Annotated in this window: 30 protein-coding genes and 1 tRNA gene; 19 read left to right on the top strand and 12 right to left on the bottom strand. The window is 43.9% G+C overall.

Annotation, left to right across the window (positions count from 1 at the left end; genetic code table 11):
* Nucleotides 1–109: 109 nt before the first annotated feature.
* Complete coding sequence (locus ACN0QW_RS06560; protein WP_417429858.1) at nucleotides 110–1,369, top strand: hypothetical protein; 1,260 nt, start codon at nucleotides 110–112, stop codon at nucleotides 1,367–1,369.
* 55 nt (nucleotides 1,370–1,424) lie between these two features.
* Here ACN0QW_RS06560 and ACN0QW_RS06555 read toward each other — a convergent pair whose 3' ends face one another.
* From ACN0QW_RS06555 to ruvX, 4 genes are all read right to left on the bottom strand, one after another.
* Nucleotides 1,425–2,651: a CaiB/BaiF CoA transferase family protein gene (locus tag ACN0QW_RS06555; protein WP_417429856.1), complete on the bottom strand. Its 1,227-nt coding sequence runs from the start codon at nucleotides 2,649–2,651 to the stop codon at nucleotides 1,425–1,427.
* Between the two features lie 339 nt (nucleotides 2,652–2,990).
* Nucleotides 2,991–3,170 (bottom strand): PLDc N-terminal domain-containing protein, encoded by a 180-nt coding sequence (locus tag ACN0QW_RS06550; RefSeq protein ID WP_299380588.1) that lies wholly within the window; start codon nucleotides 3,168–3,170, stop codon nucleotides 2,991–2,993.
* A 96-nt stretch (nucleotides 3,171–3,266) separates the two neighbouring features.
* A complete protein-coding gene (locus tag ACN0QW_RS06545; RefSeq protein WP_417429854.1) occupies nucleotides 3,267–3,485 on the bottom strand; it encodes a PLD nuclease N-terminal domain-containing protein in 219 nt (72 codons plus the stop codon).
* A 347-nt stretch (nucleotides 3,486–3,832) separates the two neighbouring features.
* Nucleotides 3,833–4,315: a Holliday junction resolvase RuvX gene (ruvX, locus tag ACN0QW_RS06540; RefSeq protein WP_417429852.1), complete on the bottom strand. Its 483-nt coding sequence runs from the start codon at nucleotides 4,313–4,315 to the stop codon at nucleotides 3,833–3,835.
* A 240-nt stretch (nucleotides 4,316–4,555) separates the two neighbouring features.
* Here ruvX and ACN0QW_RS06535 point away from each other — a divergent pair, with 240 nt between their 5' ends.
* The 5 genes from ACN0QW_RS06535 (at nucleotide 4,556) to gatB (ending at nucleotide 9,359) form a co-directional block, all read left to right on the top strand.
* Nucleotides 4,556–5,251, top strand: coding sequence for an NnrU family protein (locus tag ACN0QW_RS06535; protein WP_417429850.1), 696 nt, complete (start codon nucleotides 4,556–4,558; stop codon nucleotides 5,249–5,251).
* A 181-nt stretch (nucleotides 5,252–5,432) separates the two neighbouring features.
* Complete coding sequence (locus ACN0QW_RS06530) at nucleotides 5,433–5,861, top strand: YbaN family protein (protein ID WP_417429848.1); 429 nt, start codon at nucleotides 5,433–5,435, stop codon at nucleotides 5,859–5,861.
* A gap of 273 nt (nucleotides 5,862–6,134) precedes the next feature.
* A complete protein-coding gene (gene gatC / locus ACN0QW_RS06525; RefSeq protein ID WP_299380596.1) occupies nucleotides 6,135–6,422 on the top strand; it encodes an Asp-tRNA(Asn)/Glu-tRNA(Gln) amidotransferase subunit GatC in 288 nt (95 codons plus the stop codon).
* On the top strand, nucleotides 6,422–7,903 hold the full coding sequence (gatA, locus tag ACN0QW_RS06520; RefSeq protein ID WP_417429845.1) for an Asp-tRNA(Asn)/Glu-tRNA(Gln) amidotransferase subunit GatA: 1,482 nt from the start codon (nucleotides 6,422–6,424) through the stop codon (nucleotides 7,901–7,903). Before gatC ends, gatA begins: the two co-directional genes overlap by 1 nt.
* Nucleotide 7,904: 1 nt before the next feature.
* A complete protein-coding gene (gene gatB / locus ACN0QW_RS06515; RefSeq protein WP_417429843.1) occupies nucleotides 7,905–9,359 on the top strand; it encodes an Asp-tRNA(Asn)/Glu-tRNA(Gln) amidotransferase subunit GatB in 1,455 nt (484 codons plus the stop codon).
* A gap of 44 nt (nucleotides 9,360–9,403) precedes the next feature.
* On the opposite strand, the gene ACN0QW_RS06510 is transcribed toward gatB, so the two are convergent.
* A complete protein-coding gene (locus ACN0QW_RS06510; protein ID WP_417429841.1) occupies nucleotides 9,404–9,901 on the bottom strand; it encodes a hypothetical protein in 498 nt (165 codons plus the stop codon).
* A 158-nt stretch (nucleotides 9,902–10,059) separates the two neighbouring features.
* Between ACN0QW_RS06510 and ACN0QW_RS06505 the strand changes: the two genes are divergently transcribed.
* Nucleotides 10,060–10,383 carry an HlyU family transcriptional regulator gene (locus tag ACN0QW_RS06505; protein ID WP_299085088.1) on the top strand — a complete coding sequence of 108 codons (324 nt, stop codon included), beginning with the start codon at nucleotides 10,060–10,062 and terminating at the stop codon, nucleotides 10,381–10,383.
* Nucleotides 10,384–10,407: 24 nt separating this feature from the next.
* Here the strand turns inward: ACN0QW_RS06505 and ACN0QW_RS06500 are convergent, their stop codons facing one another.
* Entirely contained in the window at nucleotides 10,408–11,154 is a 747-nt protein-coding gene (locus ACN0QW_RS06500) for a hypothetical protein (RefSeq protein WP_417429839.1), read from the bottom strand.
* 390 nt (nucleotides 11,155–11,544) lie between these two features.
* On the opposite strand from ACN0QW_RS06500, the gene ACN0QW_RS06495 reads away from it, so the two are divergent.
* Together ACN0QW_RS06495 and ACN0QW_RS06490 are read left to right on the top strand one after the other, a co-directional pair.
* Entirely contained in the window at nucleotides 11,545–12,687 is a 1,143-nt protein-coding gene (locus ACN0QW_RS06495; protein ID WP_417429837.1) for a trans-sulfuration enzyme family protein, read from the top strand.
* A gap of 2 nt (nucleotides 12,688–12,689) precedes the next feature.
* Nucleotides 12,690–13,019 carry a hypothetical protein gene (locus tag ACN0QW_RS06490; RefSeq protein ID WP_299085096.1) on the top strand — a complete coding sequence of 110 codons (330 nt, stop codon included), beginning with the start codon at nucleotides 12,690–12,692 and terminating at the stop codon, nucleotides 13,017–13,019.
* Nucleotides 13,020–13,039: 20 nt separating this feature from the next.
* On the opposite strand, the gene ACN0QW_RS06485 is transcribed toward ACN0QW_RS06490, so the two are convergent.
* The 3 genes from ACN0QW_RS06485 to ACN0QW_RS06475 form a co-directional block, all read right to left on the bottom strand.
* The gene (locus tag ACN0QW_RS06485) at nucleotides 13,040–13,378 is read right to left on the bottom strand and encodes a hypothetical protein (RefSeq protein WP_417429835.1); all 339 of its coding nucleotides are present in this window, start codon (nucleotides 13,376–13,378) and stop codon (nucleotides 13,040–13,042) included.
* 106 nt (nucleotides 13,379–13,484) lie between these two features.
* Nucleotides 13,485–14,642, bottom strand: a complete 1,158-nt coding sequence (locus tag ACN0QW_RS06480) for an amidohydrolase (RefSeq protein WP_417429833.1) — start codon at nucleotides 14,640–14,642, stop codon at nucleotides 13,485–13,487.
* Nucleotides 14,643–14,678: 36 nt separating this feature from the next.
* Complete coding sequence (locus ACN0QW_RS06475; RefSeq protein WP_417429831.1) at nucleotides 14,679–15,326, bottom strand: hypothetical protein; 648 nt, start codon at nucleotides 15,324–15,326, stop codon at nucleotides 14,679–14,681.
* Between the two features lie 270 nt (nucleotides 15,327–15,596).
* Between ACN0QW_RS06475 and ACN0QW_RS06470 the strand changes: the two genes are divergently transcribed.
* Nucleotides 15,597–15,791: a hypothetical protein gene (locus ACN0QW_RS06470; RefSeq protein ID WP_417429829.1), complete on the top strand. Its 195-nt coding sequence runs from the start codon at nucleotides 15,597–15,599 to the stop codon at nucleotides 15,789–15,791.
* Between the two features lie 78 nt (nucleotides 15,792–15,869).
* Here ACN0QW_RS06470 and ACN0QW_RS06465 read toward each other — a convergent pair whose 3' ends face one another.
* Entirely contained in the window at nucleotides 15,870–16,724 is an 855-nt protein-coding gene (locus ACN0QW_RS06465; protein ID WP_417429827.1) for an alpha/beta hydrolase family esterase, read from the bottom strand.
* A 244-nt stretch (nucleotides 16,725–16,968) separates the two neighbouring features.
* Between ACN0QW_RS06465 and ACN0QW_RS06460 the strand changes: the two genes are divergently transcribed.
* The gene (locus ACN0QW_RS06460; RefSeq protein WP_417429825.1) at nucleotides 16,969–17,658 is read left to right on the top strand and encodes a hypothetical protein; all 690 of its coding nucleotides are present in this window, start codon (nucleotides 16,969–16,971) and stop codon (nucleotides 17,656–17,658) included.
* Here ACN0QW_RS06460 and ACN0QW_RS06455 read toward each other — a convergent pair.
* Nucleotides 17,570–18,169, bottom strand: a complete 600-nt coding sequence (locus ACN0QW_RS06455) for a hypothetical protein (RefSeq protein WP_417429823.1) — start codon at nucleotides 18,167–18,169, stop codon at nucleotides 17,570–17,572. The genes ACN0QW_RS06460 and ACN0QW_RS06455 overlap by 89 nt on opposite strands.
* 245 nt (nucleotides 18,170–18,414) lie before the next feature.
* Nucleotides 18,415–18,489 (bottom strand) — tRNA-Thr (locus tag ACN0QW_RS06450).
* A 117-nt stretch (nucleotides 18,490–18,606) separates the two neighbouring features.
* On the opposite strand from ACN0QW_RS06450, the gene ACN0QW_RS06445 reads away from it, so the two are divergent.
* The 8 genes from ACN0QW_RS06445 (at nucleotide 18,607) to ACN0QW_RS06410 (ending at nucleotide 24,859) form a co-directional block, all read left to right on the top strand.
* Nucleotides 18,607–18,855 carry a hypothetical protein gene (locus ACN0QW_RS06445; RefSeq protein ID WP_417429821.1) on the top strand — a complete coding sequence of 83 codons (249 nt, stop codon included), beginning with the start codon at nucleotides 18,607–18,609 and terminating at the stop codon, nucleotides 18,853–18,855.
* A 217-nt stretch (nucleotides 18,856–19,072) separates the two neighbouring features.
* The gene (dcd, locus tag ACN0QW_RS06440; RefSeq protein ID WP_417429819.1) at nucleotides 19,073–19,618 is read left to right on the top strand and encodes a dCTP deaminase; all 546 of its coding nucleotides are present in this window, start codon (nucleotides 19,073–19,075) and stop codon (nucleotides 19,616–19,618) included.
* A 194-nt stretch (nucleotides 19,619–19,812) separates the two neighbouring features.
* Entirely contained in the window at nucleotides 19,813–21,102 is a 1,290-nt protein-coding gene (gene murA, locus ACN0QW_RS06435) for a UDP-N-acetylglucosamine 1-carboxyvinyltransferase (RefSeq protein WP_417429817.1), read from the top strand.
* Nucleotides 21,103–21,136: 34 nt separating this feature from the next.
* Nucleotides 21,137–21,706: a DUF2948 family protein gene (locus ACN0QW_RS06430; protein WP_417429815.1), complete on the top strand. Its 570-nt coding sequence runs from the start codon at nucleotides 21,137–21,139 to the stop codon at nucleotides 21,704–21,706.
* Nucleotides 21,707–21,799: 93 nt separating this feature from the next.
* On the top strand, nucleotides 21,800–22,462 hold the full coding sequence (gene hisG, locus ACN0QW_RS06425) for an ATP phosphoribosyltransferase (RefSeq protein ID WP_417429813.1): 663 nt from the start codon (nucleotides 21,800–21,802) through the stop codon (nucleotides 22,460–22,462).
* Nucleotides 22,452–23,744, top strand: a complete 1,293-nt coding sequence (hisD, locus tag ACN0QW_RS06420) for a histidinol dehydrogenase (protein ID WP_417429811.1) — start codon at nucleotides 22,452–22,454, stop codon at nucleotides 23,742–23,744. Before hisG ends, hisD begins: the two co-directional genes overlap by 11 nt.
* A 176-nt stretch (nucleotides 23,745–23,920) precedes the next feature.
* Nucleotides 23,921–24,415 carry a UPF0262 family protein gene (locus tag ACN0QW_RS06415; protein ID WP_417429809.1) on the top strand — a complete coding sequence of 165 codons (495 nt, stop codon included), beginning with the start codon at nucleotides 23,921–23,923 and terminating at the stop codon, nucleotides 24,413–24,415.
* Nucleotides 24,416–24,859: a low molecular weight phosphatase family protein gene (locus ACN0QW_RS06410; RefSeq protein ID WP_417429807.1), complete on the top strand. Its 444-nt coding sequence runs from the start codon at nucleotides 24,416–24,418 to the stop codon at nucleotides 24,857–24,859.
* Nucleotides 24,860–24,861 lie beyond the last annotated feature (2 nt).

The raw sequence follows: 24,861 nt of genomic DNA, 5'->3' as shown, positions 1-24,861 counted from the left end.
AGTGGGAGGAGTGCAATATATGAAATATGATTGAAAATTAATATTGCATTCAACCTTGTGTTGTAGTGATGTGGCTGCGCATAAGTTATCAGTAATTAGGTATGTTTATATGAGCGATTTAAAGCTTGTTGTTTTTGTTTTTTTTCTCGGCTTTGCTGTTTTCTTCGGTTTATTTAGTTTTACTGGAAATACAAATCAGGTTGAGATTGTCGAAGATATTCCCTCCAAATCAGGTAAATCGGTAACAGCATCGTTTTGGGCAGGAATTGGTATCTCACTTGGGCTGATCCCAGAAGTAGAACATCCGCATTTTCTTAGCGCTTCTCGCCAATCTAGCTTGTGTGGTATCGCACGACCTTCCAGTGATGCCCTTATTGTTTGGGTTAAGGCTGGGTACAGCGATTCTGTTTCCCCGATTCAAATTGATAGTGGTACGGACGCGCGCGTTCCAACTGGTTTAATTAATGTAAGTGTTGGGGAATTTACGAAACCTGTGTTCTTATTCCTTCAATCTCATACCGGTGTTGTTTGGAATTTGAATATACCTGATTCTGTGAAGGTTGAAGGTGTGGTTTCTTTGTCAATGATCCCGTCTGCGATAGCCAACAGTCCCGACAAAACGAACAAGTTGGTCATTACCCATGACGTTGGGAAGGGAAAGGTTTGTCCAATTTTTACTATGTATCCGGACAATGAGCCCGGGATGGAGGTTTTTCAGAAAGAAGTGTCTGCCTATCTTGGGCGAAAGCCAGATCGGATGCTCATTGAAGAATCAATGAGTCTAGCGGTTATTAGAAGTAAAAATGCGCCCTCTCAAGGACTGTCGCGATTGGATGCCAGGAAGATTTATTCACCGTCTGACATGCTTTTGGGTAAGAAACCTTATAAAGAGTTGTATGTGGAACCTGCTAGGAATACGGGTGAAGTTTTGAAAATTGATCGTGACGAGGCTGTAAGTGTTTTAACGGCATCTAATGGCAATATAAGTGAAGATACTAAAAGTGAGATTATAGATCAGTTTTTATATGTTCCCGAAAATTATCGTCTCATTAGAGCAGATTTTTCACCGTCCAGTAATTTCTTAAATGAAACACCGAGAACGTTTTTTATCCCATCGGATGTTTCTCTTAAAGGTATTCGAATCCCGCCGAGTATAAATCCTGAACCCAGGCTTACAGCCGCTTTCGCTTTGAAACCGACCGCACAGTTAGGTGAAGTAATTGAGGGAGAAGATAATTCTTCTGATAGTTTTGAAAATTCAGTCCGTATGGAAAAAAGCGATAAATATTTCAGGCGTATAGGTAAACATGCTTTCGCGCCGCTGGAGTTAACAGCAGCGCAAATTCTTGAGCTTATTGACCAGAATTAAATATCTTTGAAGTTTATGATTATCAGAAACATCAAAGAAAATTAGAGGTAATAGGTTAAATAATGCCATCTTCTTTTAGATCATACAAAGCCGATCTATCCAGATCTAACAACTCTTCCAAAACTTCTTGTGTATTTTGTCCCATGCTTGGTGGGGCTTTGCGGTAATCTACAGGTGTTTGAGAGAATTTCATTGGGCTACCGATTAAGTCGACGGAACCTTGTACTGCTGTTGGGTGGGGCATGGAAATTTTCATTTCTCTGGCCTGTGTTTGCGGGTGTGCAAAAACACCTTTCATATCATTGACCGGGCCACAGGGAACACCAAGAGGGGGCAAGTTCTCTATCCAATATTCTGAGAGATGTTGTGATGTGATTTCGCCAATGAGGGGATAAAGCTCGTCCCTGTTTTTTATGCGGTTTTGATTGGTGTGAAAACGTTCGTCATGAAACAGGTTCATGCATTCAGCAAAGTGGCAGAACTTTTTGTATTGGCCATCATTTCCGATGGCGAGGATAAAGTGACCATTACTAGACGGGACAACGTTGTAGGGAACAATGTTTGGATGACCGTTGCCCAGACGTGGCGGAAGTTCGCCGGACGTTAGATAATAAAGGCCCTGATTGGCAAGCCAAGCAATCTGTGTATCCAAAAGCGAGACGTCGATGTATTGCCCTTCGCCTGTTTGGTTTTTGTGATGAAGGGCGGCAAGGATCGCGTTGCTGGCGTACATCCCGCACATCAAATCTACGATGGCGACGCCAACTTTCATCGGTAGCCCATCTGGTTCGCCCGTGAGGCTCATAATGCCCCCCATACCCTGAATGAGGAAATCATAACCAGCCTGTGGGGCATAGGGGCCTGTTTGACCAAATCCGGTGATCGAACAGTATATGAGATTGGGGAATTCTTCTTTTAAGTCATCATAGGAAAGGCCATATTTTGCAAGCCCACCGACCTTGAAATTCTCAACCAGAATATCGCTTTTCGCAATAAGCTGTTTCGCAAGTTTTTGTCCCTCAGCTTGGGAAATATCCAAACTGACAGAGCGCTTATTCCTGTTTGCAGACAGGTAGTAAGCGCTTTCGTCTGTGTCGTTGCCTTCTTTGTCTTTAAGGAAAGGTGGGCCCCATTTGCGTGTATCATCCCCTTGGCCGGGACGTTCTATTTTGATGATATCTGCGCCCATGTCCCCAAGCATTTGCGTACAGCTTGGGCCAGCCATAATACGTGAAAGATCGAAAACACGTAATCCAGACAGAGGACCTGTAGGCTTGGTCATAAGAATATCCTTAAAAACTTATGTCTGGATTTATATCCAGTTTGGCAAAAAACAAAAATAATATGCCGGAAAGTTTAAAAAGAGGGGAGAGCAGATGCAACGGCCAAAGTTCCCATCACTTACTTTTGTTCAAACCATATCATTTGAGAATGTAAAGTATCGGGTAGGTTTTGTATTCGAATCAACAAGTCGAAGTTCGTGCCGATAGGCATGCAGGTATGTATTTTTATGTGGAGAAGAAAAAAGCGCACTTACAACAAGCACGCTTTTTAGTCGCTAGACGAAACACCTTCGAAAAAGAAAAGGCTACCTTGGCTGTTGGGTGTTTCGGAGATTAGGTTATTTGGGGCCCATCAAGAACCAGAGAATAAGACCAATTACAGGTAAGAGAATAATGAGCACAATCCAGAGGACTTTAGACCCTGTTGTTGCACCACTTTGGAAGATCTTTACGATTGCCCAGATATTTGCAACCAAAAGAATAAGTCCTAGGATGCCACCGTATTCGAAGCCAAACATTTTGATGCCTTTCTTTAAAGCATTGTTGTCATTTGTAGGAAGAGTAAGTTTTATTTTCCGGAAATGATATTCGTATGATTACGAATATGTATAGTGTCATTTATGGAAATAAAGGTTGTTTTGTGTTGAGTTTTCTTTGCGTGGTCCAATAAAATACCACAATGCACAACCGATGGCAGGTAAAATAAAGATTGTAATTGTCCACAGGACCTTTACAGCCGATTTTTCATCACTCTGAAAAATTCGTGTTACAACCCACAAACTGATGAGTAAAATAGGTATAACAATTATGCTGCCGGTTTCCAGGCTAAACATTTTATTTTCCTTCTTTACAGGTTTTAAAGCACAAAAAAAATCAGAGCTTATTTGTCTGTCTTGTTAGGGAAGATAGTGGTTATGCGCTAATGTAAACATTCGTATAAATACGAATGACGGGTCTAAACGCAAGGTTGTGCTGGGTGATGTTCGCTTGAATTTGAGGGAAATTTTACAGAAGAGTATTTTCAGCGAAAATTTGAAATATTTGTGGTTCTATTATGTTATGTTTTGGCATTTGAGTGCACTTTCATTGCTTTTTATGCATTTTGTACATGGCAGCAATGAAAGTGATTTTTTTCAGGAATACGTGCAGAGTTTCATTATATTGAGGATTATAGGGGGTATTAAGAGGATGTTCTTCGTTGAATTGCGTCCAGTGCACCTTGAAGAATATAGGCTGCAGCAGCTTTATCGATAACCTTTGCACGATTTTTCCGTGTCATATCAGCTTCCCCAATTAAAAATCGCTCCACAGCCGACGTTGACATTCTTTCGTCCCAAAAAACGATAGGTATTTCTATTCCAGCAATGTTTCGAAGATTATCGGCAAGAGTCCTGACAGATTGACAGCGCGGCCCTTCTGACCCGTCCATGTTGACGGGCAGTCCCATTACAATACCACCAATATTTTTGTCGGCGCAGATCTCTTTAAGCTCTTGAGCATCGGCTTTAAATTTCGTGCGTTTGATTGTTTTTACGGGGGACGCAACTCTGAAATCACGATCAGAGACTGCAACGCCTATTGTTTTTGTACCCGGATCCAAGCCAAGCAAACGTTTATTGCGGTCGACGAGATCGGGGAGGTCGTAAATATCTAAATCCTGCACTTTGCTCTGCCTATTATTTTCAGTTTGCCTTATGATCTCGATATCACACCGAAGCAGTGATCTATTTATCTTGATTTTTGACTTACCTAAACTGACTTGACTTGCCAGTACAAAACGGACAATTCAAATGTATTGGAATCAGAGAAGTCTGATGCGCGACAGCGTGTCCTATAGATAAGTGATAATTGCTTTGCCATAAGTATCTTGTACTTACCTTAATTGGCAGAAAACGGAAAGCATATGTTTGGTGGATTTGGGGGGCTGATAGGCTCTTTTCTTGTTTTTTTGTTGCTACATTCAATTCCACCGATGCGTCGGGTGAAGCAATCCCTTAATAATCTATTAGGGAAAGCGGGATATTATATTCTCTATTCCCTTGTTTCGACGGGGGTCTTGATCTGGCTTATTCATGAAGTGTGGGCAGCTCCTTACGTTGAGCTGTGGCCGTACGAACCTTGGGCCGCCAGAGCAACAGCGCATATTATGCCGTTTTCAATCTTGTTTTTTGTTATGGGGTTCTTGCGACCAAACCCTCTTTCTATTGGTCCGGGCAAGGAGTTCGACAAAACGCGTATGGGCGTTGTTGGAATTGTGCGTCACCCGATATTATGGGGCTTTGCTTTGTGGGCAGGGGCGCATCTTTTTGCGAACGGCAGTTTGGCAGAAGTTTTATTCTTTGCTGGCTTACTCCTTTTATCTGTTGGTGGCATGTTCATTGTCGATCGTCGAAAAAGACGTTTGTTGGGGGAGGAAAGCTGGATCGAAATATCCCGCGGAACATCAAACATACCTTTTGTTGGTCTGATAAAGGGTGGAAATTGCCGCCCGACACTGAAAGATCTTTTTGGAGCTCTTCTTGCGATCTTGAGTTTTGGGCTTATTTTGTGGCTGCATCCTATTTTGTTTAATGTTTCTCCTTTGTCGGGTTTTCTCTAAGTCTTTAATTAATAACTTGTCTGCTGATATTAAAAAAATTGATATCTTGGTTAGGGCACCTTAAATCACGATAAAGAACTTTTAATTATAGTCTGTTAGGGTAGCTGTTCTCCATTTAAATAATTTCGCTTACTTGAGTAATCTCAAGTGTTTAAGTAACCTCAAGGGCCTTATAGAATTGATGTCGAAACCTGATTTCGCAGAGAATACGAAGCTTAAGAAAACGGGTGTTCGACGTATATGCTTGATTGGTCTGGGGTGGATATGTGTTGTGCTTGGCCTAATCGGTATAGTCTTGCCGTTATTGCCAACGACACCATTCCTGCTTGTTGCCCTGTGGGCTTTTTCTCATTCTTCCGAGCGGTTTCATAACTGGTTGTATCAACATCATCTCTTTGGCCCGATGGTTCGCGATTGGGATTGTTATCGGGTGATCCCGGTTAAGGCGAAGGCTTTGGCAATTACAATGATGAGTGCCAGTTTAGGCTATGTTGCTTATAAAGAGGTTGTTCCATTGTGGGGGCTTGGCCTTGTCGGTTTATGTTTGCTTTGTGTTGCTGTTTTTATTCTCAGGTGCCCAAGTCAGCCTCCGGCCAAGATTTCAGATTAATTGCCAAGATAAGATCTCTGAGTTTGCAATCTGAGATTTGTTTGTCTGTGGTAATTTGGTTAAGACAAAACAGATATCTTTCGGTTAATTGGGTGGTTTAATGCTGTCTATTTCTTGGTCCTTTTCAACCACAGCAGCAGTTGAATAATAGAAAAGCTGTTTTACTTGATAAAAAGCGTTCTGTAGGCGTTGCAGCTTGGGCGGGTGAGTGCTATTTTCCGCTCGAATTTAATACGTGATACTTTCGATATCCATAGAAGATTGGAACAGAGTATGTCTGTCGACAAAAATACGGTAGCGAAAATTGCCAGACTGGCGCGCATCCGGGTTGATGAAAAACAGCAAGAAGAGCTGACCGGAGAATTGAACCAAATCCTTGGTTGGATTGAACAACTCTCTGAACTGGACACAGAGGGTGTTGAACCTATGACATCTGTTGTCGAGATGACCCAACCTCTTCGTGAGGATGTGGTTAATGACGGGTACTATGTTGACCGGGTGACAAAAAATGCTCCTGAGTCTGCCCATGGTTTCTTTGCTGTTCCTAAGGTGGTCGAATAATGAGTAACCTTAATAATCTGACAGTTTCCGATGCTCTTGATGGCATGGAAAAGGGTGATTTTTCTGCACGCGAGCTGACTGAAGCGCACATCAGCGCTATGGAAGAAACCCGCGAGCTTAACGCCTATATCGTTGAGACACCTGAAATTGCCCTCGAAATGGCTGATGCTTCTGATAAAAAGCGCGCCGCTGGCAATGCTGGCTTGATGGAGGGGATTCCGATCGCGATGAAGGATCTCTTCTGTACTGAAGGGACACAGACAACGGCTGCATCACGTATTCTCGAGGGTTTTGTTCCAACTTATGAGTCAACAGTATCAGGCAATCTATGGAATGCTGGTGCTGTGATGTTGGGTAAATCCAACCTTGATCAGTTTGCTATGGGCTCTGCAAACATTACGTCTTACTACGGCAATGTAATCAACCCGTGGCAGCGTAATGATAGCGATGCACAGCTCACACCGGGTGGGTCATCCGGTGGTTCTGCTGCATCAGTTGCTGCACGTTCAGCGATGGCGGCAACAGGTACAGATACTGGTGGTTCTATTCGTCAGCCAGCAGCGTTTTCTGGTATTGTAGGTCTAAAGCCAACATATGGCCGTTGTTCGCGTTGGGGCGTTGTTGCTTTTGCTTCATCTCTTGATCAGGCGGGTCCGATGACACGTTCTGTGCGCGATGCGGCAATCATGCTGGAAGCAATGGCGGGTTACGATGCCAAAGACTCCACATCGGTTAACGTTGGTGTGCCGAGTTATCAAAAAGCGCTTACAGGTGATATTCGTGGACTGAAAGTTGGTATTCCAAAAGAATATCGCATGGACGGCACACCAAAGGAAATTGATGAAGCGTGGGAACAGGGGATCGAATGGCTTAAATCTGCGGGCGCCGAGCCTGTAGAGATAAGTCTTCCGCATACTAAATATGCGCTGCCTGCCTATTACATTATCGCACCTGCGGAATGTTCATCAAATCTGGCGCGTTATGATGGCGTTCGTTACGGTCTGCGTGTCGATGGCGAAAGTCTGGATGATATGTATGAACGTACACGCGGTGAAGGCTTCGGCGATGAAGTCAAACGTCGTATCCTGATCGGAACCTATGTTCTGTCTGCTGGTTATTACGATGCTTATTACAACAAGGCGCGTCGTGTTCGTACCTTGATCGCGAATGATTTCAAAAAAGCTTATGAAAGCGTGGATGTAATCCTGACACCAACTGCCCCAAGCCCTGCGTTTGGTATTGGTGAAAAGATGGATGATCCTATTGCGATGTATCTGAACGATGTCTTTACTGTTCCTGCCAGCTTGGCCGGACTTCCGGGTATATCTATTCCGACAGGTCTTTCATCTGAGGGGACGCCACTTGGACTGCAATTGCTTGGTAAAGCTTTTGATGAAGAAACTGTCTTGAAGGTTGCAGGCGTTGTCGAAGAAGCTGCTGGTTTCTCTGCTTTGCCGCAGCTAATGGCGGGAGGTAAGTAACATGAGCTATCGTATCAAAGGAAATACAGGCGAGTGGGAAGTTGTTATCGGGCTAGAGGTTCATGCTCAGGTCATTTCAAAATCCAAACTTTTCTCTGGCGCAGCAACAACATTTGGGGCCGACCCTAATCATCATGTTTCATTGGTGGATGCGGCGATGCCAGGTATGTTGCCCGTTTTAAACAAAGAAGTTGTTGAACAAGGCGTTCGTACAGGTCTTGGCCTCCGTGCGCAGATCAATATGAAATCTGTGTTTGAGCGTAAAAATTATTTTTATGCTGATTTACCACAGGGGTACCAGATTTCTCAGTTCCTAGAACCAATTGTTGGCGAGGGAACGATCATACTGGATCTCGAAGGTGGTGATGTTCGTGAAGTTGGCGTTGAACGTATGCATCTGGAACAGGACGCTGGTAAATCCGTTCATGACCAGCATCCAACGCAGTCGTATATTGATCTGAACCGTTCTGGCGTGGCTTTGATGGAAATCGTTTCCAAGCCAGACCTTCGTTCTCCTGAAGAAGCGGGAGCTTATTTACGGAAACTTCGTTCGATTCTGCGCTACCTCGGTACTTGCGATGGCAACATGGACGAAGGTTCTATGCGTGCTGACGTCAACGTATCCGTTCGTAAACCTGGTGATGAATTGGGCACACGTACAGAAACGAAAAACGTGAACTCCATTCGCTATGTTCAGCAAACAATTGAACACGAAAGCAAACGTCAGGTGAAAATCCTGGAAGAAGGTGGCGAAATCGTTCAGGAAACACGCCTATTTGATGCGAGTAACGGCACGACACGTTCGATGAGAAGCAAGGAAGAGGCGCACGATTATCGTTACTTCCCTGATCCCGATCTGTTGCCATTAGTTCTTGATCCGGCATGGGTTGAAGAAATCAAAGCAACGATCCCGGAGCTTCCAGATGAAAAGAAAGAGCGTTTCATCAACGATTTTGGTTTGTCTGCATATGATGCCGGTATTTTGGTCGCTGATCGTGAAAAAGCCATGTTCTACGAAGACGTTGCCGAAGGTCGCGATCCTAAATTGGCCGCGAACTGGGTGATGGGTGATTTCTTTGGCGCGCTGAACAAAAGTGGTCTTTCTTTAGAGGAAAGCCCTGTTTCAGCTAAACAGCTTGGTGGTTTGATCGGTTTGATCAAGGACAATACAATTTCCGGGCGTATCGCCAAGGAAGTCTTTGAGGTGATGTGGGAAACCAGCAAAGATGCTGATACCATTGTCGAAGAAAAAGGCCTGAAACAGATCACGGATACAGGACCGATCGAAGCCGCAATTGATGAAATCATGGCAGTTAATTCTGATCAGGTCGAAGCTTTCCGTGGCGGTAATGAAAAGCTGATTGGTTGGTTTGTTGGTCAGACGATGAAGGCAACAGGCGGTAAAGCCAACCCAGGTATGGTGAACCAATTACTTAAAAAGAAGCTTGCTGGATAATCTAGCAGTTTGAAAATAAAAGGGAGCTTTTGCTCCCTTTTATTTTAATGATTTTTGTCATCAAGAATTGTTATTGTGCCAATGATATAGATTGGTTTTTTGTCTTCATCCAACAAAGGACAATCTAATGATTCAAAGCGGATATGTTCTTTTTTTAAAAAAGGAAGACTGCCTTCATTCCTAAAGCAATGAGGTTGTTGTAAAAGCTCAGTATAATATCTGGCGAGTCGAACATCTTCGCGTTCTTTTTCCGTCGTCTCAGGGCCGTTGGTACTTATGGTTTTGCCAATGTTGTCATCAAAAATGTTATGGGCGCTTTCTCCATGTACCCTAAATTCATAATCAGTTTCGTTGAGCCTTTTGACGAGAAAAACATCTGATACCAAATTAATATGGTCTAAAATATCAAAATTACTTTTAAAAGGTATATTGGGGGCAAAAGAAAGCCACCACTCAAGTAGAGCCTTATTGTTTAATCCTATGAGTTCATCTGGTGATGTAACTGGGTAATACCTAAGTACTTCGTATCTCGTTTTTGTCACGCTAACTACTCTCGATGGCAATTTTCATTGAAAAGTATAAGTAGAAAGCCGTAATCAAATTCTTAATTTTGATGTAAAACTTTACCTTTGTATCCTTTGGGTAATATAAAATAAGAAGTAAGGATATTCATTGTGTATTTTGGTAGGGTTTTGGCTGGATGTCATTTTTTTCGAAACTTTTTGGTTTTTCTTCACAAAATACAGAGGAGGCTAAGTCTAAAGACGAACCTGTTATGTACGAAGGCTATGCGATTGTTCCATCGCCAGATAAAGCCGATAGTGGCCAATGGCGTTTGAGTGGCTATATTAAGAAGCTCAATGAGAATCCGGATGATCCCGAAATGGAACGCTTTTTTCTGAGGGCAGATACTTTTCCTACACGGGAAGAAGCCGTTGAATTTACAGTTCGTAAAGGACGGCAGATTATTGATGAACAGGGTAAACGACTGTTTGCAAATGGAGAGCCAACAGGTCGTGCTTGACCATAATCGCGGCAAGCTATGGAGTTAATTGTTTTCAACAATTGACGGTTTGACGAGTATATGCAGATTTCTGGAACCATATACTGCACCGACTTTATTTTTAAAAAAATGTGAGATGAGTGGCGTTTTACTTAATAGTGGCAGTTGACTGTTCTCTTCAGTCGCGACCTTGGCTTCTTTTGATGCTATCCGATAGCTGTAATCACTATTCAGAAGGTCGATGCGTTCACTTGAATAACTTGTTGCTCCTAAATTCAGGATAAGGTTTTTACCAATTGGGGAAACCTGTTGATCCAGGCGGGTGATTTCCTGTTCCAGATCAAAGTCTGGCATGATCTCTGTCACTACTTGCGGCCTGTTTGGAACAAGATCTAAAATCAATGAATTATTGTGTGTGTAGGCAAGGCCCAGCTTGTTTTGAGGGGAAAAATCATCGCTGTCGTATGTTTTCTCGAACAAACTGCCAAATAGAGGCACAGACTTGGGAACAGAAAGCCTGTTTTCATTGTTTCGCGTTATTGATCTGAGACTTATTATCTTCAGAAAATAAACTGTGAGGGCAGTGAGAATAATAATATTATTTATCTGGATTAAAGTTGAGAGGGTTTCCAGTCGTATAAACCCGGGATTTTGCCACGTTTCTGTCAGGTCTTTTCTGTCTTTATCTGATTCGTGATCAGATTTCTTATTGCTGGCTATTGAGGGGGTTAGGGGGTGTGATACCGCAAGTGTCGTCAGCGCGGTAATAAATTTACGTCGGGAAAATGTCATTCGTGCCTCCGGATTTTTATAGGGAAACCGCACATATTCATCCTCTATAAGCTCGAAGATAACACAATCTGTCCTGCTGTGTTGAAAAAGAAGCAAGGGGCTGTTCATTGCAACTTATGTGTTTCAGATTGTTTCTTTGTCGAAGCTCTTAATTTTTTACATTCATTAACGAAAACACCCGAAAGTTATTGGGTAGCAAAATATGAGAAGCCCTTAAGCGTGTTATAGAAGCCCTTAAGCGTGTTATATATGAATATCCTAATTATTTTATTGTGTTGATTTTTTATCGGTAATTGGTTTTTAGTAATTTATTCTGAGCATTTGAAACTAAGAGTTTTCATTCCTTTTTGTTCCGCCTATTGTTTGGCTGAATTAATAAAGGAGTATGTTATGGGTACTAAGGATAAGGCTGAAACACTTTTGGCACAGGCTGGACATTATCTGGATAAAGAGAGCGGCTCTGTTGTCCCGCCAATCCAGCCGTCAACAACCTTTGCCCGTAACGAACAAGGGGAGCTTTATAACAGCAACCGCATTTACGCACGTGATCAGAGCGTAAATGCTGAAATGGCTGAAGCTATTCTTTGTGAGCTAGAGGCAGGATCTTCTTGTAAGTTGTTTGGTTCTGGGATGGCAGCGGCAACGGCGCTTGTACAAACACTTCGTCCCGGCGACAGGATAGTTGCGCCGACGGTTATGTATTGGTCCCTTCGTGCATGGCTTATCTCTTTTTGTGCGGACTGGAATATCGATCTTGCTTTTTATGATCCGCAGAACGAAGCGGATATGATTGATGTGGTGAAGGCCGCGCCGACTGCAATTTTATGGATAGAAACCCCGGCCAACCCAACTTGGGAAGTTGTCGATATCAGAAAAGCTGCTGATTTGGCGCATTCCGTAGGGGCACAGTTGGTTGCTGATTCTACTGTTTCAACGCCACTGATCACAAAGCCAATTGAATTTGGTGCGGATTTTGTATTTCATTCCGCGACCAAATATATAAATGGCCATAGCGATGTTGTTGCTGGTGCTGTAATTGCTGCGAAAGAAGATCAGCGATGGGAGCGTCTGTGTAAAATCCGCGCTCAACAAGGCGGGATCTTGGGGCCGTTTGAAAGTTGGCTTCTACTTCGTGGAATGCGAACCATGCACATCCGCGTTGAACGTGCATGTGAAAACGCGATGAAGTTGGCACAATATTTTGATGGATTTGCTGGTGTAAAGGAAGTGATCTATCCTGGGCTTTCGTCTCACGCAAATCATGAAGTTGCCGCCAAACAAATGACGGGTGGTTTTGGTGGAATGCTGTCTATCCGATTTGAAGGTGGAAAAGATACTACCGCAGCAATTATGGGACGCATGAAGCGCTTTGTTAGGGCGACATCTTTGGGCGGTGTGGAGAGCCTTGTTGAGCATAGGGCACTGGTTGAGGGCGAGGGGACCCCTGTTCCTGATGATCTACTCCGTTTTTCCATTGGTATTGAGAATGTTGAGGATTTGATAGAAGATCTAAAGGCGGCCATTCGGGGGTAATCGTGAAGAATTTTGTTCGTATTTCGATTATCACATCAATGGATCGGCACAGCGCGATACATAAATTGAGTACAGCAATTAGCCAGAGCGGTGGGTGGGTAAGTGATCACACTTTACTTTCTAATAAGGCAGCAACGATTAATTTCGAAATAGATGACGTGCCCGCCTATAAAGAGCTCCTTTCAAAGTTGGATGAAGCCACGCTGAACCCTAGTACTGAACTAGAAAAAATAGGTAATAAAAATAATGCCATTCAGGGGCAGTTAACGGTTACCTTCATTCATGATGCCCCTGATCTCAAGCGGGATATTCCTGCTTTGGGTAGTGGGTAGGTAGCTAAGTTCGTCGTTGATTATAGATAATCGGAAAAATTTGGATACATAATCACGCTATAAATTAGTGTGATCGGGATAATGAGCCATGTGATAATTTTCTCGGCCGTTTCTTGTTGGGCCGTGAACTTTCTGATTATTAAGTAGATAATCAGGCTTGATGCCATGCAAATTAAAAAAGTGGTTAATCCGTCATTGTGCCAAGTGTCTTTAACGATCATCCAATAGTTTGCGCTAAAATCATTCCCCTGTGTGGCTGACCACCGAACAAACCCTGCGGTAAAAGCCAGTTGTGTAACGATACCCAATATTAAGGCTGAGAGAAAACATTTGATAATAACGCCGTAGTGTCTATGCATAATGGTTACCTGAAAATGTTATGTTGGTTTTTGAAGAAAACGTCAGTAGATATGGTTTTAAAGGTATCGGTAGAGTGTTTGGTATAATTACTAGTTACAAGTATTTTTAGTTGCTGGGGCCTAGGACACTTCTGACGACACGGTGGAATATTTTTGTTCCTGTTTCAATTAGTTCGTCAGGGAAATCATAATCAGGGTTGTGGAGTTGAGGTTGGTCTATGCCTGATCCTAAAGTGAACATTGCACTGTTGCTGATATTGCCGAACTGCCCAAAATCCTCTGACCAGCGCATGGGGGCAATCATTTCATCACTGACAATATTTTCGTCCTGAAAAGCGGTCTTTAGTATCTGTGTTGCTTCTGGTGCATTTGTCGAAGCTGCGAATATATCTTCGTATCCGTAAGAGGCTTTCAAGGTGTGTTTTTGAGCAATATCTCTGATCAGTTTTTCTGATTTTTCTTGTAATAAGGACATAATATTGTCTGTTTCGCTCCGCAAGGTGACCATAATTTTTGCAAAGCCGGGTGTAATGCCAAAGGCTTCTTCTCCAAGGTTGGCATGAACGACGGTTACAAGGGCAAAATCATTTGTAAATTCAGGGTTGGTTGGAAGTCGTGAGAAGGCTGTTACTAAATCACACATCGCCGCGGCAGGACTGATACCGTCTTCAGGGTGGGACGCATGTGATGTTTTACCTTCGAGGGTAACCCAAAGGCCTTGGGATGCGCAGTTAAAAGAACCATCTTTTATCCCAACCTTGTGTAATACCAGGCCCGGTAAATTGTGAAGCGAAAAAGCGTAGTCTGGTTTGATACTATCAAAACTGGGATCATTAATGACTGCTTTGGCTCCTGCGCCGTTTTCTTCTGCTGGTTGGAACAAAAGGATGACGCGGCCTTTCGTTGGGCGTGTTCTGTGTAACAAAGTGGCGAGACCCACAACCATTGTCATATGTCCATCGTGACCACATAAATGTCCTTTGCCTTGATGGATTGATTGATAGGGTAAATTACCTGTTTCGGTTATGGGTAGCCCGTCAAGTTCGCACCGGATAAGAACGGTAGGCCCTGTTTCTTCACCATTATAAATTGCGGCTATTCCATAGCCACCCAGGTTATTGATAATCTTGTCAGGATCATACTGCTTAATAAAGGTCGTGATGCGTTCACTGGTTTCTTTCTCATGACCAGAAATTTCGGGGTGGCGATGTAATTCCCGTCGCAGTGCTATTAGTTTGTCGAGGGTTTCCTGATCAAAAAGCATTTACTGTACCCAATACTTAAACACGGTTGTGTGATTTTAAATAGGCGCGTGGTTGATTGTGTTTGTTCCATATAAAAAATGAAAAGCGCTAATGAGAGGCTCATTTTCTAAGAAAATTATAAGTAGCTTAGGTAAGATTTTAGGGAGAATTTCTTTTGCAAATTCTTCCCCTGTTGCTTTCATTCGGTTTTCGAGTTTCTCTAACTTTGGAATTGCCGTTAGAAAAGATTCTGGTTTTTTAATATTCGACAAGATATCAATTTCTTGCCGAGTGAGCCCAGTAAGAGTGCCATTGTTTTTTGCTAATTTAGCATGTGCATTTTGAAATAGTTTAATATCTTTAATACTATGAAGTGCTATGATTTCGTCGTTGGTTAACTCTTCGGTGAAAATTGTTGCTATTTTGTTGATCAGGCTTGTACGGTTTTTAATTATTTCTTCTGTTATGAGAGTATTTATTTCTTCAAGTGCTTTATCCGGTATACGCACTGCCGCGACTTTATTTTCTGCTTTGTATTCAAGAAATGATTCCAAGACAGATTTTTTGACAAACTCATCTGTGAAAATCATTTCAACAAATTCAATGGATTTATCATGCTTATTTAACGTAGTGACAGATCTGGTCTGTGCGCAGGCCGATAATCCAGTTATGAAAACGATAACGAGAAATAAGCGTAATATCATTTGTCTTCCTGTTTTTATGGCCTCTGTTACAACTGACGTCTTGTTGGTTTTAACGCTGATGGGACATGTGTTAATAAGTGCGCATAAAACAGCTTAGCGTGATATGCCTCCTCAAGGATAGAAAAATATTTTGCCCATTCTTTACGGAGTATAGAGGTCGGGTGTGTGATATATATTTTCTGTAGATATGTCATCTCGATTAGGAAGTGCTTAACATAATTTTAACTAAATGTTCTTATTTTGTTCTTTGTTGATTTAAAGGATACAATAATGACAGAGTCATTTAAAGTGACACTATATGGTCCAGAAGGGGTACTTGTTTTATCTCGAGAATTACCTTGGATTAGGTCGATTTCGGTTGCTCTGGATGTTTCTCAGAAGCTCTTGCTTCAATATAGAGAACAAGGCCATGAGTCAGGTATGGTTCAACTGCAAGGGCAAGGTGTTGACCACAGTCTGAGTTAGTGTGGGGCCTGTGAATATTTATGACGGGAAAACTCAAAATATTCTCAATTCGTTTTATCAAGCTGTGTGGTGACTTTTTCAAACCAGTCCAAGGCCATTTTTGTCCAGCCTTTCGGGATTGCACCGCGTCCACCAACGTTTCCAAAAGAGGGCGGAGTCAGATGTTGTGGAGCTCGTATCAAATTCATCTGCGCGAAGTCCTTCGCATTGATTGACTTCCCGGATAACCTTCAAGCTATGAAACACATCACCTTGTTGAACCGTGCCTCCACCAATTGGCCGGCCTTCAAGAGGTACGGTTTTATCACGCCAGCCATGTGTCTGCATCAGCTTGATGGGACCACTACAATCTTGTGCCGTTGGTTCTGGTGACCAAAATGCTCCGGCAACTGGTGCGAAGGCAGTGGCAATCTGATTGTCCTGACAGGCTAAATACCACACGAGGGACCCGCCGATAGAAAAGCCACTCATCAAGATTTTGTCACGATCAATTTTAAATTTGTGGGTCGCATCCTGAATGATTTCACGGGTGAAGGCGAGTTCGTCACGCATTTTCTTTCGTTGCGGTATAAAAGACCATCCCGGTCCAAACCGAGAGTTTGGTCGTTTAAGGCCACTGGGGGCAATGACGGCATATCCACGATTGTTCATTGCCTTGATCATTGTGGTATTCTTTAGAGTGTCAGTTCCTGATCTTCCGGCGCCGTGGTAAAAAATAACTGCCGGAATTCTGTGATCTTTTTTTGTACGGGATAACGAAACACGGGGTAGAGAGACCCTAGGTAGAGAAATATTGTACGCGCCGAGCTTTACTTGACAGGCATTCCCGACTTCTCCACAGAGACTATTTTCTGTTGCAGAAAGCGCAGCGTTGGGAGCCGCTATGGCCATAGTCAGCATGGGTAATAAAGCAGGAATTATTTTCTTTATCATAAAATTTCAACGGGTCAGTTTCTTGCGTAGGTAAAGGTAATCCATTTCGATCCCTGATAGCAGGATAAAGATACGATCCCACGCAATTGTGATCTTTTCGGCGTCATTTCCTCCCACCAAATTTTGTTTCCTGTATGGTGTGTTTTTCAAATTCTGGGCAGCCATTCTCGCTGTCTTTAGGAAAGTCATTATCTGTTGTTGATTGAGATGCTGTTCTTAACTGCTGGGGAGTGAGGGTGTTCGAATGCAAAAAGTAAGAATAATACAGGCTGTAACAAAGAAGATATCGGATATAGAGGCTACGTTATCTGATAAAGGGATTACGATAGAAATGTGTGAGGACTTTCAAGAACTGGAAAGGATTTGTAACTCGAAAGAAGATAGAAAGCGCCTTTCCGAGCCATTTAGTGCCAAGTATTTCGATATTCTTCCTCGAGATGGTTTTTGGATCAGAGGTTTTGATCAGGATGGCAATACTGTCAGCACACAGGTTATGCGTCTTTCTGAATTGGGAGAAATCAATTTAGCCACTTTGTGGCAGCAACAGCTCAAGCGCTTACATGGTGGAAAACTGATGGCGACGTCCAGCCCCGGCGCTCAACGTATCAACGGTAGAGTTGTTTATCATGGTGATGTATGGGTTGATCGGTCCTGTGCCCGGATGAACCTTGGGGGCATTATGTCTCATTTGGCTCTGTCCGTTGCTCTACTTAAATGGGCCCCGGATTTTGTTTATGGCTTCATGGGGGAAAGACTTTGTTTGTCTGGTTTTGCGCTTAAAGAAGGATATTTTCACTGCGAACCCATCGGTTCTCATTGGGTGGAGCAACCGCGCGAGATCGATCCTAGCGATTGGTTGGTTTGGATGGGGCGCCATGATTTGGAATATCTTGCTGAACATAAAATGATTTCAGGCTTGTTATACTCCCAATAACATTTCCCCCACTTTTAAAGCGACAGGGTAGAAGTAGGCGTTGATAACTAACCAGACAATTTCCCTTCACAGGGTGAGCCAGTGGTGCCACCACTTCATGGGCAACCGGTTTATTCTCTTCGAGAACTTTTATATACGATTCTGTAACGGCCAGATCAAACTCAGCATCTGGAAGAGTTGATCCTGAGCAGGTTTTCGCCCAATTGTGCCCGAATACCTGGGCCGTTACCGATGTGTTGCCAGCATGGATAAGCGGGGGGATACGGTCTTCCCGCTGGATAACCGATATCTGCAAATTTTCTAGTATGCATTTGGTTGCTTGGTCCCGACCGATGATACCACCAGAATTTTCCCACCACTCAAGCCCTTGCGACAAAAGGATATTGGCGTTACCCGAAGGCAAGGTTATAGGGGCTAATGTGATAACATGTTTTGTCATCAAAACTTTACACAGCAAGAAACACACTACGAGCGAGATAAGAACAATGCCATCAATAAGAGTATTCGGCAATTGTTAAACACGTTTAGTGTGGTTTTGGTTGTGAAATCTTATGTTTCAGGTGAAAAGATATGAGGATGAAGGGGTAAGCAAAGTTACAGTTAACAAGGTACTGTAACTTTGATGAGTAGACGGTAATAGCAGTCATCGGAAGAATTTTATTGTTTCTGAGCAAGCTAATGCATTTAATAGCTCTGTTCTCTTGACGGGTAGAGAAAGCCGAGAGCACACCGCTTGTCAGAATATTTTTTGAAAAATGGTGCCGTGAGGAAGAATTGAACTTCCGACCCCGTCATTACCAATGACGTGCTCTACCACTGAGCTACCACGGCCTTGTTTGGACGGGCGTTATATGCCTCTGCCCGCATTTTAATGCAAGACTTATTTTTATCTTTTTATAAAATTTTGTCATCCCTTTATATGTTATACGAATGGCAGGTGTGATGATAATGGGCTGTTTTGATGGCTTGAGGCTTGACCTTATCGGTGAGACTTTGCAATCTGCGGCCATGACAGATGATGACAAGACCGAAAGTTCGGCAGGCGAAAGCCTTACTGATAATAAACAGCGCAGCCAGAAGTCCATCAATGCCGAAAAGGAAATGGCAGAGCGGACAAAAATACGGCTGGATCGTGAAGCAAAGGCACTGAGAGATAACCTCAAAAAGAGGAAAGGTCAGCTTCGCGAGCGCAAGTAGTTTGGCGCAATTAATGTAAAGCATACCTCTTGCACTGGTAATCTCTCAGAATTTGCCTATACATCTTTAGGTGAGTTATCACGACAAATCTGTTGTTCTTCTTATCTTCAATCTTGAGCTTTGGGGCGGAAGACAGTAGAAGGCTTATGGCCTTGTATGTCATTGACGTGCAAGAAAATGGAATCGGTGAACATTGGGAGGATATGCCGTGGGAATTATGCCGGATACTTGGATTCGAGAACAGGCCGAAAACCATGGTATGATTGAGCCTTATGTCGAAGCTCAAAGACGTGAGGGTGTTATCTCTTACGGCGTCAGTTCCTATGGGTATGACGCACGAGTTTCCAAAGAGTTCAAGATCTTTACCAATGTGCATAATGCCATTGTTGATCCAAAAGAGTTTTCTGATCAGAGTTTTGTCGAAAAAGATGATGATGTCTGCATTATTCCCCCTAACTCTTTTGCGTTAGCCCGGACCGTTGAATATTTTCGTATTCCACGCGATGTTCTGGTTATCTGCCTGGGTAAATCCACTTATGCCCGTTGCGGTATCATCGTGAATGTGACGCCGCTAGAGCCAGAGTGGGAGGGCCATGTGACTTTGGAGTTTTCAAACACAACACCTTTACCCGCAAAAATTTATGCCAACGAAGGGGTTTGTCAGTTTCTCTTCTTGAAGGGCGAGGGCGATTGTGATGTTTCCTACGCAGATCGCGCAGGTAAATACATGAAGCAGCGCGGCGTTACCCTGCCTCGATTGTAATGAAGTTATCCGTTGAGGATAAACACTATAGCTTGGGGCATTTGAATATTATTTAGCCCTAAGTTCTGTAACAGAAGTAAGGCGATTTATTTTGGGAATTGAGATCCTTTAAACAAATCAACGCCACGATTTGAACAAAGCTTTTGGATAGTCCTGTCTGACAGTTGATAACCAGGCAGAAACGGTAAAGTACGATGGATAAAATTAAAATTCGCGGTGGTAATCCACTTAAAGGCAAAATTTGGATCTCAGGAGCCAAAAACGCGGCCTTGCCGTTGATGACGGCTTCTTTGTTGACTGATGAAGTGCTGACACTCAAAAACCTTCCTCATCTGGCTGACATTACAACCCTTGCAAACCTTTTGGCTCAACATGGGGTTGAGCTGCACATGAACGGCTCTGCCGGAAGTGAAGGTTGTGCCGGGCGTATTCTTGAAATGCATGCCAAGACGATAGCGACAACCAAAGCCCCGTATGAATTGGTTCGAAAAATGCGGGCGTCTATTCTTGTTCTTGGACCCTTGCTTGCTCGTGAAGGTCATGCGGAGGTCTCCTTGCCGGGAGGATGTGCAATCGGCTCTCGCCCTGTTGATTTACATCTGCAAGGTATGGAGCAACTGGGCGCTGAAATTGAACTTAAAGAGGGATATGTTCACGCTAAGGCACCAAAAGGCCTGATCGGTGGTGAAGTCATGTTCCCGAAAGTATCTGTTGGTGCGACAGAAAATATTATGATGGCTGCGGTGTTGGCCAAAGGTACAACACGTATGATTAATGCGGCGCGCGAGCCCGAGGTTGTGGATCTCGCCGAGTGTCTGATGGGAATGGGCGCTAAAATTCAGGGCGCTGGTACTGATACAATAACGATTGAAGGTGTCGATCGTTTGCATGGCTATACACATACTGTTGTGCCAGATCGTATCGAGACCGGGACCTATGCCATGGCGGCAGCGATGACGGGGGGAGAGCTGGAGTTAATTGGCGCGAGGCCGGAACATCTTCGCTCCATGATTGATCAACTTGCCAATGCCGGTGTCAGTATCGAAGAACTTGAAAATGGTATGATTGCAAGCTGTTCAGGAGAGCGGGTTATGGGGGCTGATATCATGACAGAGCCTTATCCGGGTTATCCTACAGATTTGCAGGCACAGACAATGGCATTGATGTCCACTGCAGATGGGGCATCGATGATTACCGAGACGATTTTTGAAAATCGTTTTATGCATGTACCAGAATTATGTCGAATGGGCGCTAATATTACAGTGCACGGTTCTTCTGCCTTGGTGAGAGGCCAAGCTAAATTGACCGGGGCCGAAGTGATGGCGACTGATCTAAGAGCAAGTTTTTCTCTTATTATGGCAGGACTGGTTGCCGATGGTGAAACTGTGTTAAACCGTGTCTACCATCTCGATAGAGGTTATGAACGTGTTGAAGATAAACTTGCTGCCTGTGGTGCGGATATCGAACGTATCAAGGGCGAATAGTGCTTAAATAGGAACCAGTTGGGAATTTGAAGATATGACTGAGGGAAAAAGACTGAAGATCAGAGCGCGTGACGCCGAGGACATTCGTACACTCTCGGGCTTGCTTCAGGATTCCCTGGCTCCTCTGTGTGATGTCGCCTATTTGCGCGAAGAGAAACGATTTGTGTTGGTCGTTAATCGCTTTTGCTGGGAAATGTTACCGCAAGAACTTCGTGAGCGTGCTTTATCTGCGCCTGATACACCCGAAGGACAAGCGGAACAGGATGATGTTTCCTTTGAAGACGTTGATGATTTGCCAACTTTTCATAGGGTTAATACTGGGCTTTGTTTTGACAAGGTAAAATCTGTTCAAACCAAAGGTGTGGACCTTCAAAACAAAGACGAGATCCTCAATCTGCTGACAGTTGCAGCGATACCCGGTTATATTACGCTCCATTTTTCTGGTGGTGCGGCTATTCGGTTGGTGGTGTCACAAATTCGTTGCCATATGGATGATATCAGTGAACCGTGGCCAACACTAAATCAGCCTCGACATAGTGTTGATGATGCTGGTCACGAACAAGACCAGCATTCAGAGGGCACACGCTCCCCGGAAGAAGCGTGACAGAGAACAAGACAAAGATTATTTCAGGCCTGTAGAAAAATTTCACAAACCTTATTTTTTCTCAGGCCTTAGTAAAGAAAACGGATAAATATTATGCCCAAGATCGAACCGATGGTCCTGGCTGTCCCAAAGGGACGTATTCTTAAAGAACTTCTGCCCTTAATGAAAAGTGCAGGGGTGGTACCCGAAGAGTCATTCTTTGATGACAAGTGTCGTCAGTTACGTTTTGCTACCAATGTTGAGTATCTGGAGCTTGTCAGGGTGCGGAGCTTTGATGTTCCAACTTTTGTTGCCTTTGGTGCTGCTCATCTCGGGGTGGCAGGTAGCGATGTTATTATGGAATTTGACTATCCTGAAATATACGCACCTGTTGATCTGGATATCGGACACTGTCGCATGTCCGTGGCCGCGCCTACGACGCTATTGGAAAATGAAGACCCTTCGCAATGGAGTCACATTCGTGTCGCAACGAAGTATCCGAATATAACCAAGAAGCATTTTTCAGCCCGTGGCGTACAGGCGGAATGCATCAAGTTAAATGGTGCGATGGAATTGGCACCTAATCTTGGCTTGTGTCGACGTATCGTTGATCTGGTTTCTTCCGGTGCTACGCTAAAGGCAAATGGTTTGGCCGAAATTGAACAGATTTCTGATGTCTCGTCCCGTTTCATTGTAAATCGTGCGGCCCTTAAAACCCGACCTGATGAAATCAACCACTGGGTCCGCAGCTTTCAGGAGGCGGTTAATGCCAAGTGAACTCAAAGCTAGTTCTGCCGATTTTGAAAGTCGTTTTGTTGATCTTCTTTCTTCAAAACGTGAAGTTTCTTCTGATGTAAACGATACCGTCGCCGAGATTTTAGCTGATGTAAAACATCGGGGTGATGAGGCTCTTTTTGATTACACTAAACGTTTTGACCGTCTGGAACTGAACACAGATTCAATGTCTGTTTCTGCGGCTGAGATTGCTGACGCCGTTGCATCCTGTGATCCTGAATCTATTGCGGCGTTAAATTTGGCTGCAAAACGGATTACGGATTATCACGCACGGCAGAAACCAGAAGATTTACAGTATACGGATGAGGTTGGTGTCCAGCTTGGTCATCGCTGGACTGCGGTTCAGGCTGCGGGGCTTTATGTTCCCGGTGGATTGGCAAGTTACCCGTCATCAGTATTGATGAACGCCTTGCCTGCCAAAGTTGCTGGTGTGGATAGATTGGTGATGGTCGTTCCTTCACCAGATGGTATTCTGAATCCATTAGTTCTTGCAGCTGCCTCTATTGCTGGTGTCGATGAGATATATCGCATTGGTGGTGCGCAAGCGGTTGGTGCGCTGGCTTATGGCACGAATACAATCAATCCTGTCGACATAATTGTCGGTCCTGGTAATGCTTATGTTGCCGCTGCAAAAAAACAGGTGTTTGGTACGGTTGGTATCGACATGATTGCGGGACCATCAGAGATTCTGATTATTGCTGATGGCCAAAATGATCCCCGTTGGATTGCGGCTGATCTTCTGGCACAAGCTGAGCACGATACCGCAGCGCAATCAATTTTAATTACTGATAACGTCAACTTTGCCGAAGCTGTAAAGCAAGCTGTTGACATTCATCTACAAGCTCTGTCCAGAAGTGAGATTGCAGGAAAAAGCTGGCAAGATCATGGGGCAATTATCTTGGTTGATGATCTTCAAGAGGCTGTTGCCTTGACAGATAGAATTGCTCCTGAACATCTTGAGATAGCTGTTGATGAACCAAATGTAATGGCTGCTAATATTAGAAATGCAGGGGCTATGTTCTTGGGGCGTCATACCGCAGAAGTTATCGGTGATTACGTGGCGGGACCTAATCACGTACTACCAACTGCCCGGTCAGCCCGCTTTTCATCAGGGCTGTCTGTGCTTGATTTTATGAAGCGTACATCCTTAATTTCCTGTGATGCCCAGAGTTTGAAAGCGATTGGCCCAGCAGCGGTGACTCTCGCCAAAGAGGAAGGACTTACCGCGCACGCCTTATCGGTATCTTTGCGTTTGGAAGGTTAGGTTTCGTTCGACGAAGAAAAGCTCTAACCCGATTTGCTCTGAAAGAATAAAGCGCAAATCGGGTTATTCCGTTCTAGATCGGGGCTTTACCTTTTTATTATTCCGCTGGCATAGTATGGGGACCACCACGATTGGCCGGGGTGTGATACGAACTATAGGTGTTTGGGGGACTGAAAATGGAACAGGATGGTCAGAAGTCTTGTCACTATCTTTCCCATATCAATTTGGATGAAGCATCTCTGGCACGCAGTTCGCCTGATGTCGAAAAAGAGCGTGCGATTGCTATTTATGACATTTTGGAGCAGAACCACTTTGTGCCTTTCGGTTCCGAAGCAGGACCTTATATTCTGGATTTGGCTATTGTTGAAAACCGCCTAAGGTTCAGAATTGACAGAGAAGGGGATACGTTCTTGTGTGAGCATATTCTCTCTCTGACACCATTACGCCGGGTGATCAAAGATTATTTTTCAGTCTGCCTGACATACTTTGAGGCCATTAAAATGGCCAGCCCCATGAAAATTGAAGCAATTGATATGGGGCGCCGTGGACTGCATAATGAGGGGTCTGAAATCTTGCAACAGCGGTTAGATGGCAAGATTGAGATGGATTTCAATACTGCCCGTCGTTTGTTTACCTTGATCTGTGCCCTTCACCATGTCAGGGGGCGTTGAGTGAGCGATCTTCCCGACGCGGTTCTCATTGCCTGCACGCATAATGCTGTACGATCGCCTATGGCCGAAGGTATTTTAAAGCATTTGCTTGGGCATAAGGTCTTTGTGGACTCTGTTGGCGTGCGCTCTCAAGAGATTGATGGTTTTGTTATTGAAGTAATGGATGAAATTGGCATTGATATTTCAAAGCATCGCGCCAAAAATTTTTCGGATCTGGAAGATAGCTCGTTCGATTTGATTATCAGCCTTTCTCCTGAAGCTCAACACTCTGCAGTCGAGATGACACGTACCATGGCATGTGATGTTGAATTCTGGCATACATTTGATCCAACGCTTATTGAGGGTAGCCGGGAAACGAGATTGGAAGCTTATCGACAGGTGCGGGACTTCTTAAAGAAGAAAATAGAGGAAAGATTTACGCTTGATCTAAAACCAAACCTGTAATG

Source organism: Kiloniella sp. (assembly GCF_048259265.1).
GTDB lineage: Bacteria > Pseudomonadota > Alphaproteobacteria > Kiloniellales > Kiloniellaceae > Kiloniella.
The sequence above is the reverse complement of the archived record's forward strand: the minus strand, read 5'-3'. Positions and strand labels throughout refer to the sequence as shown.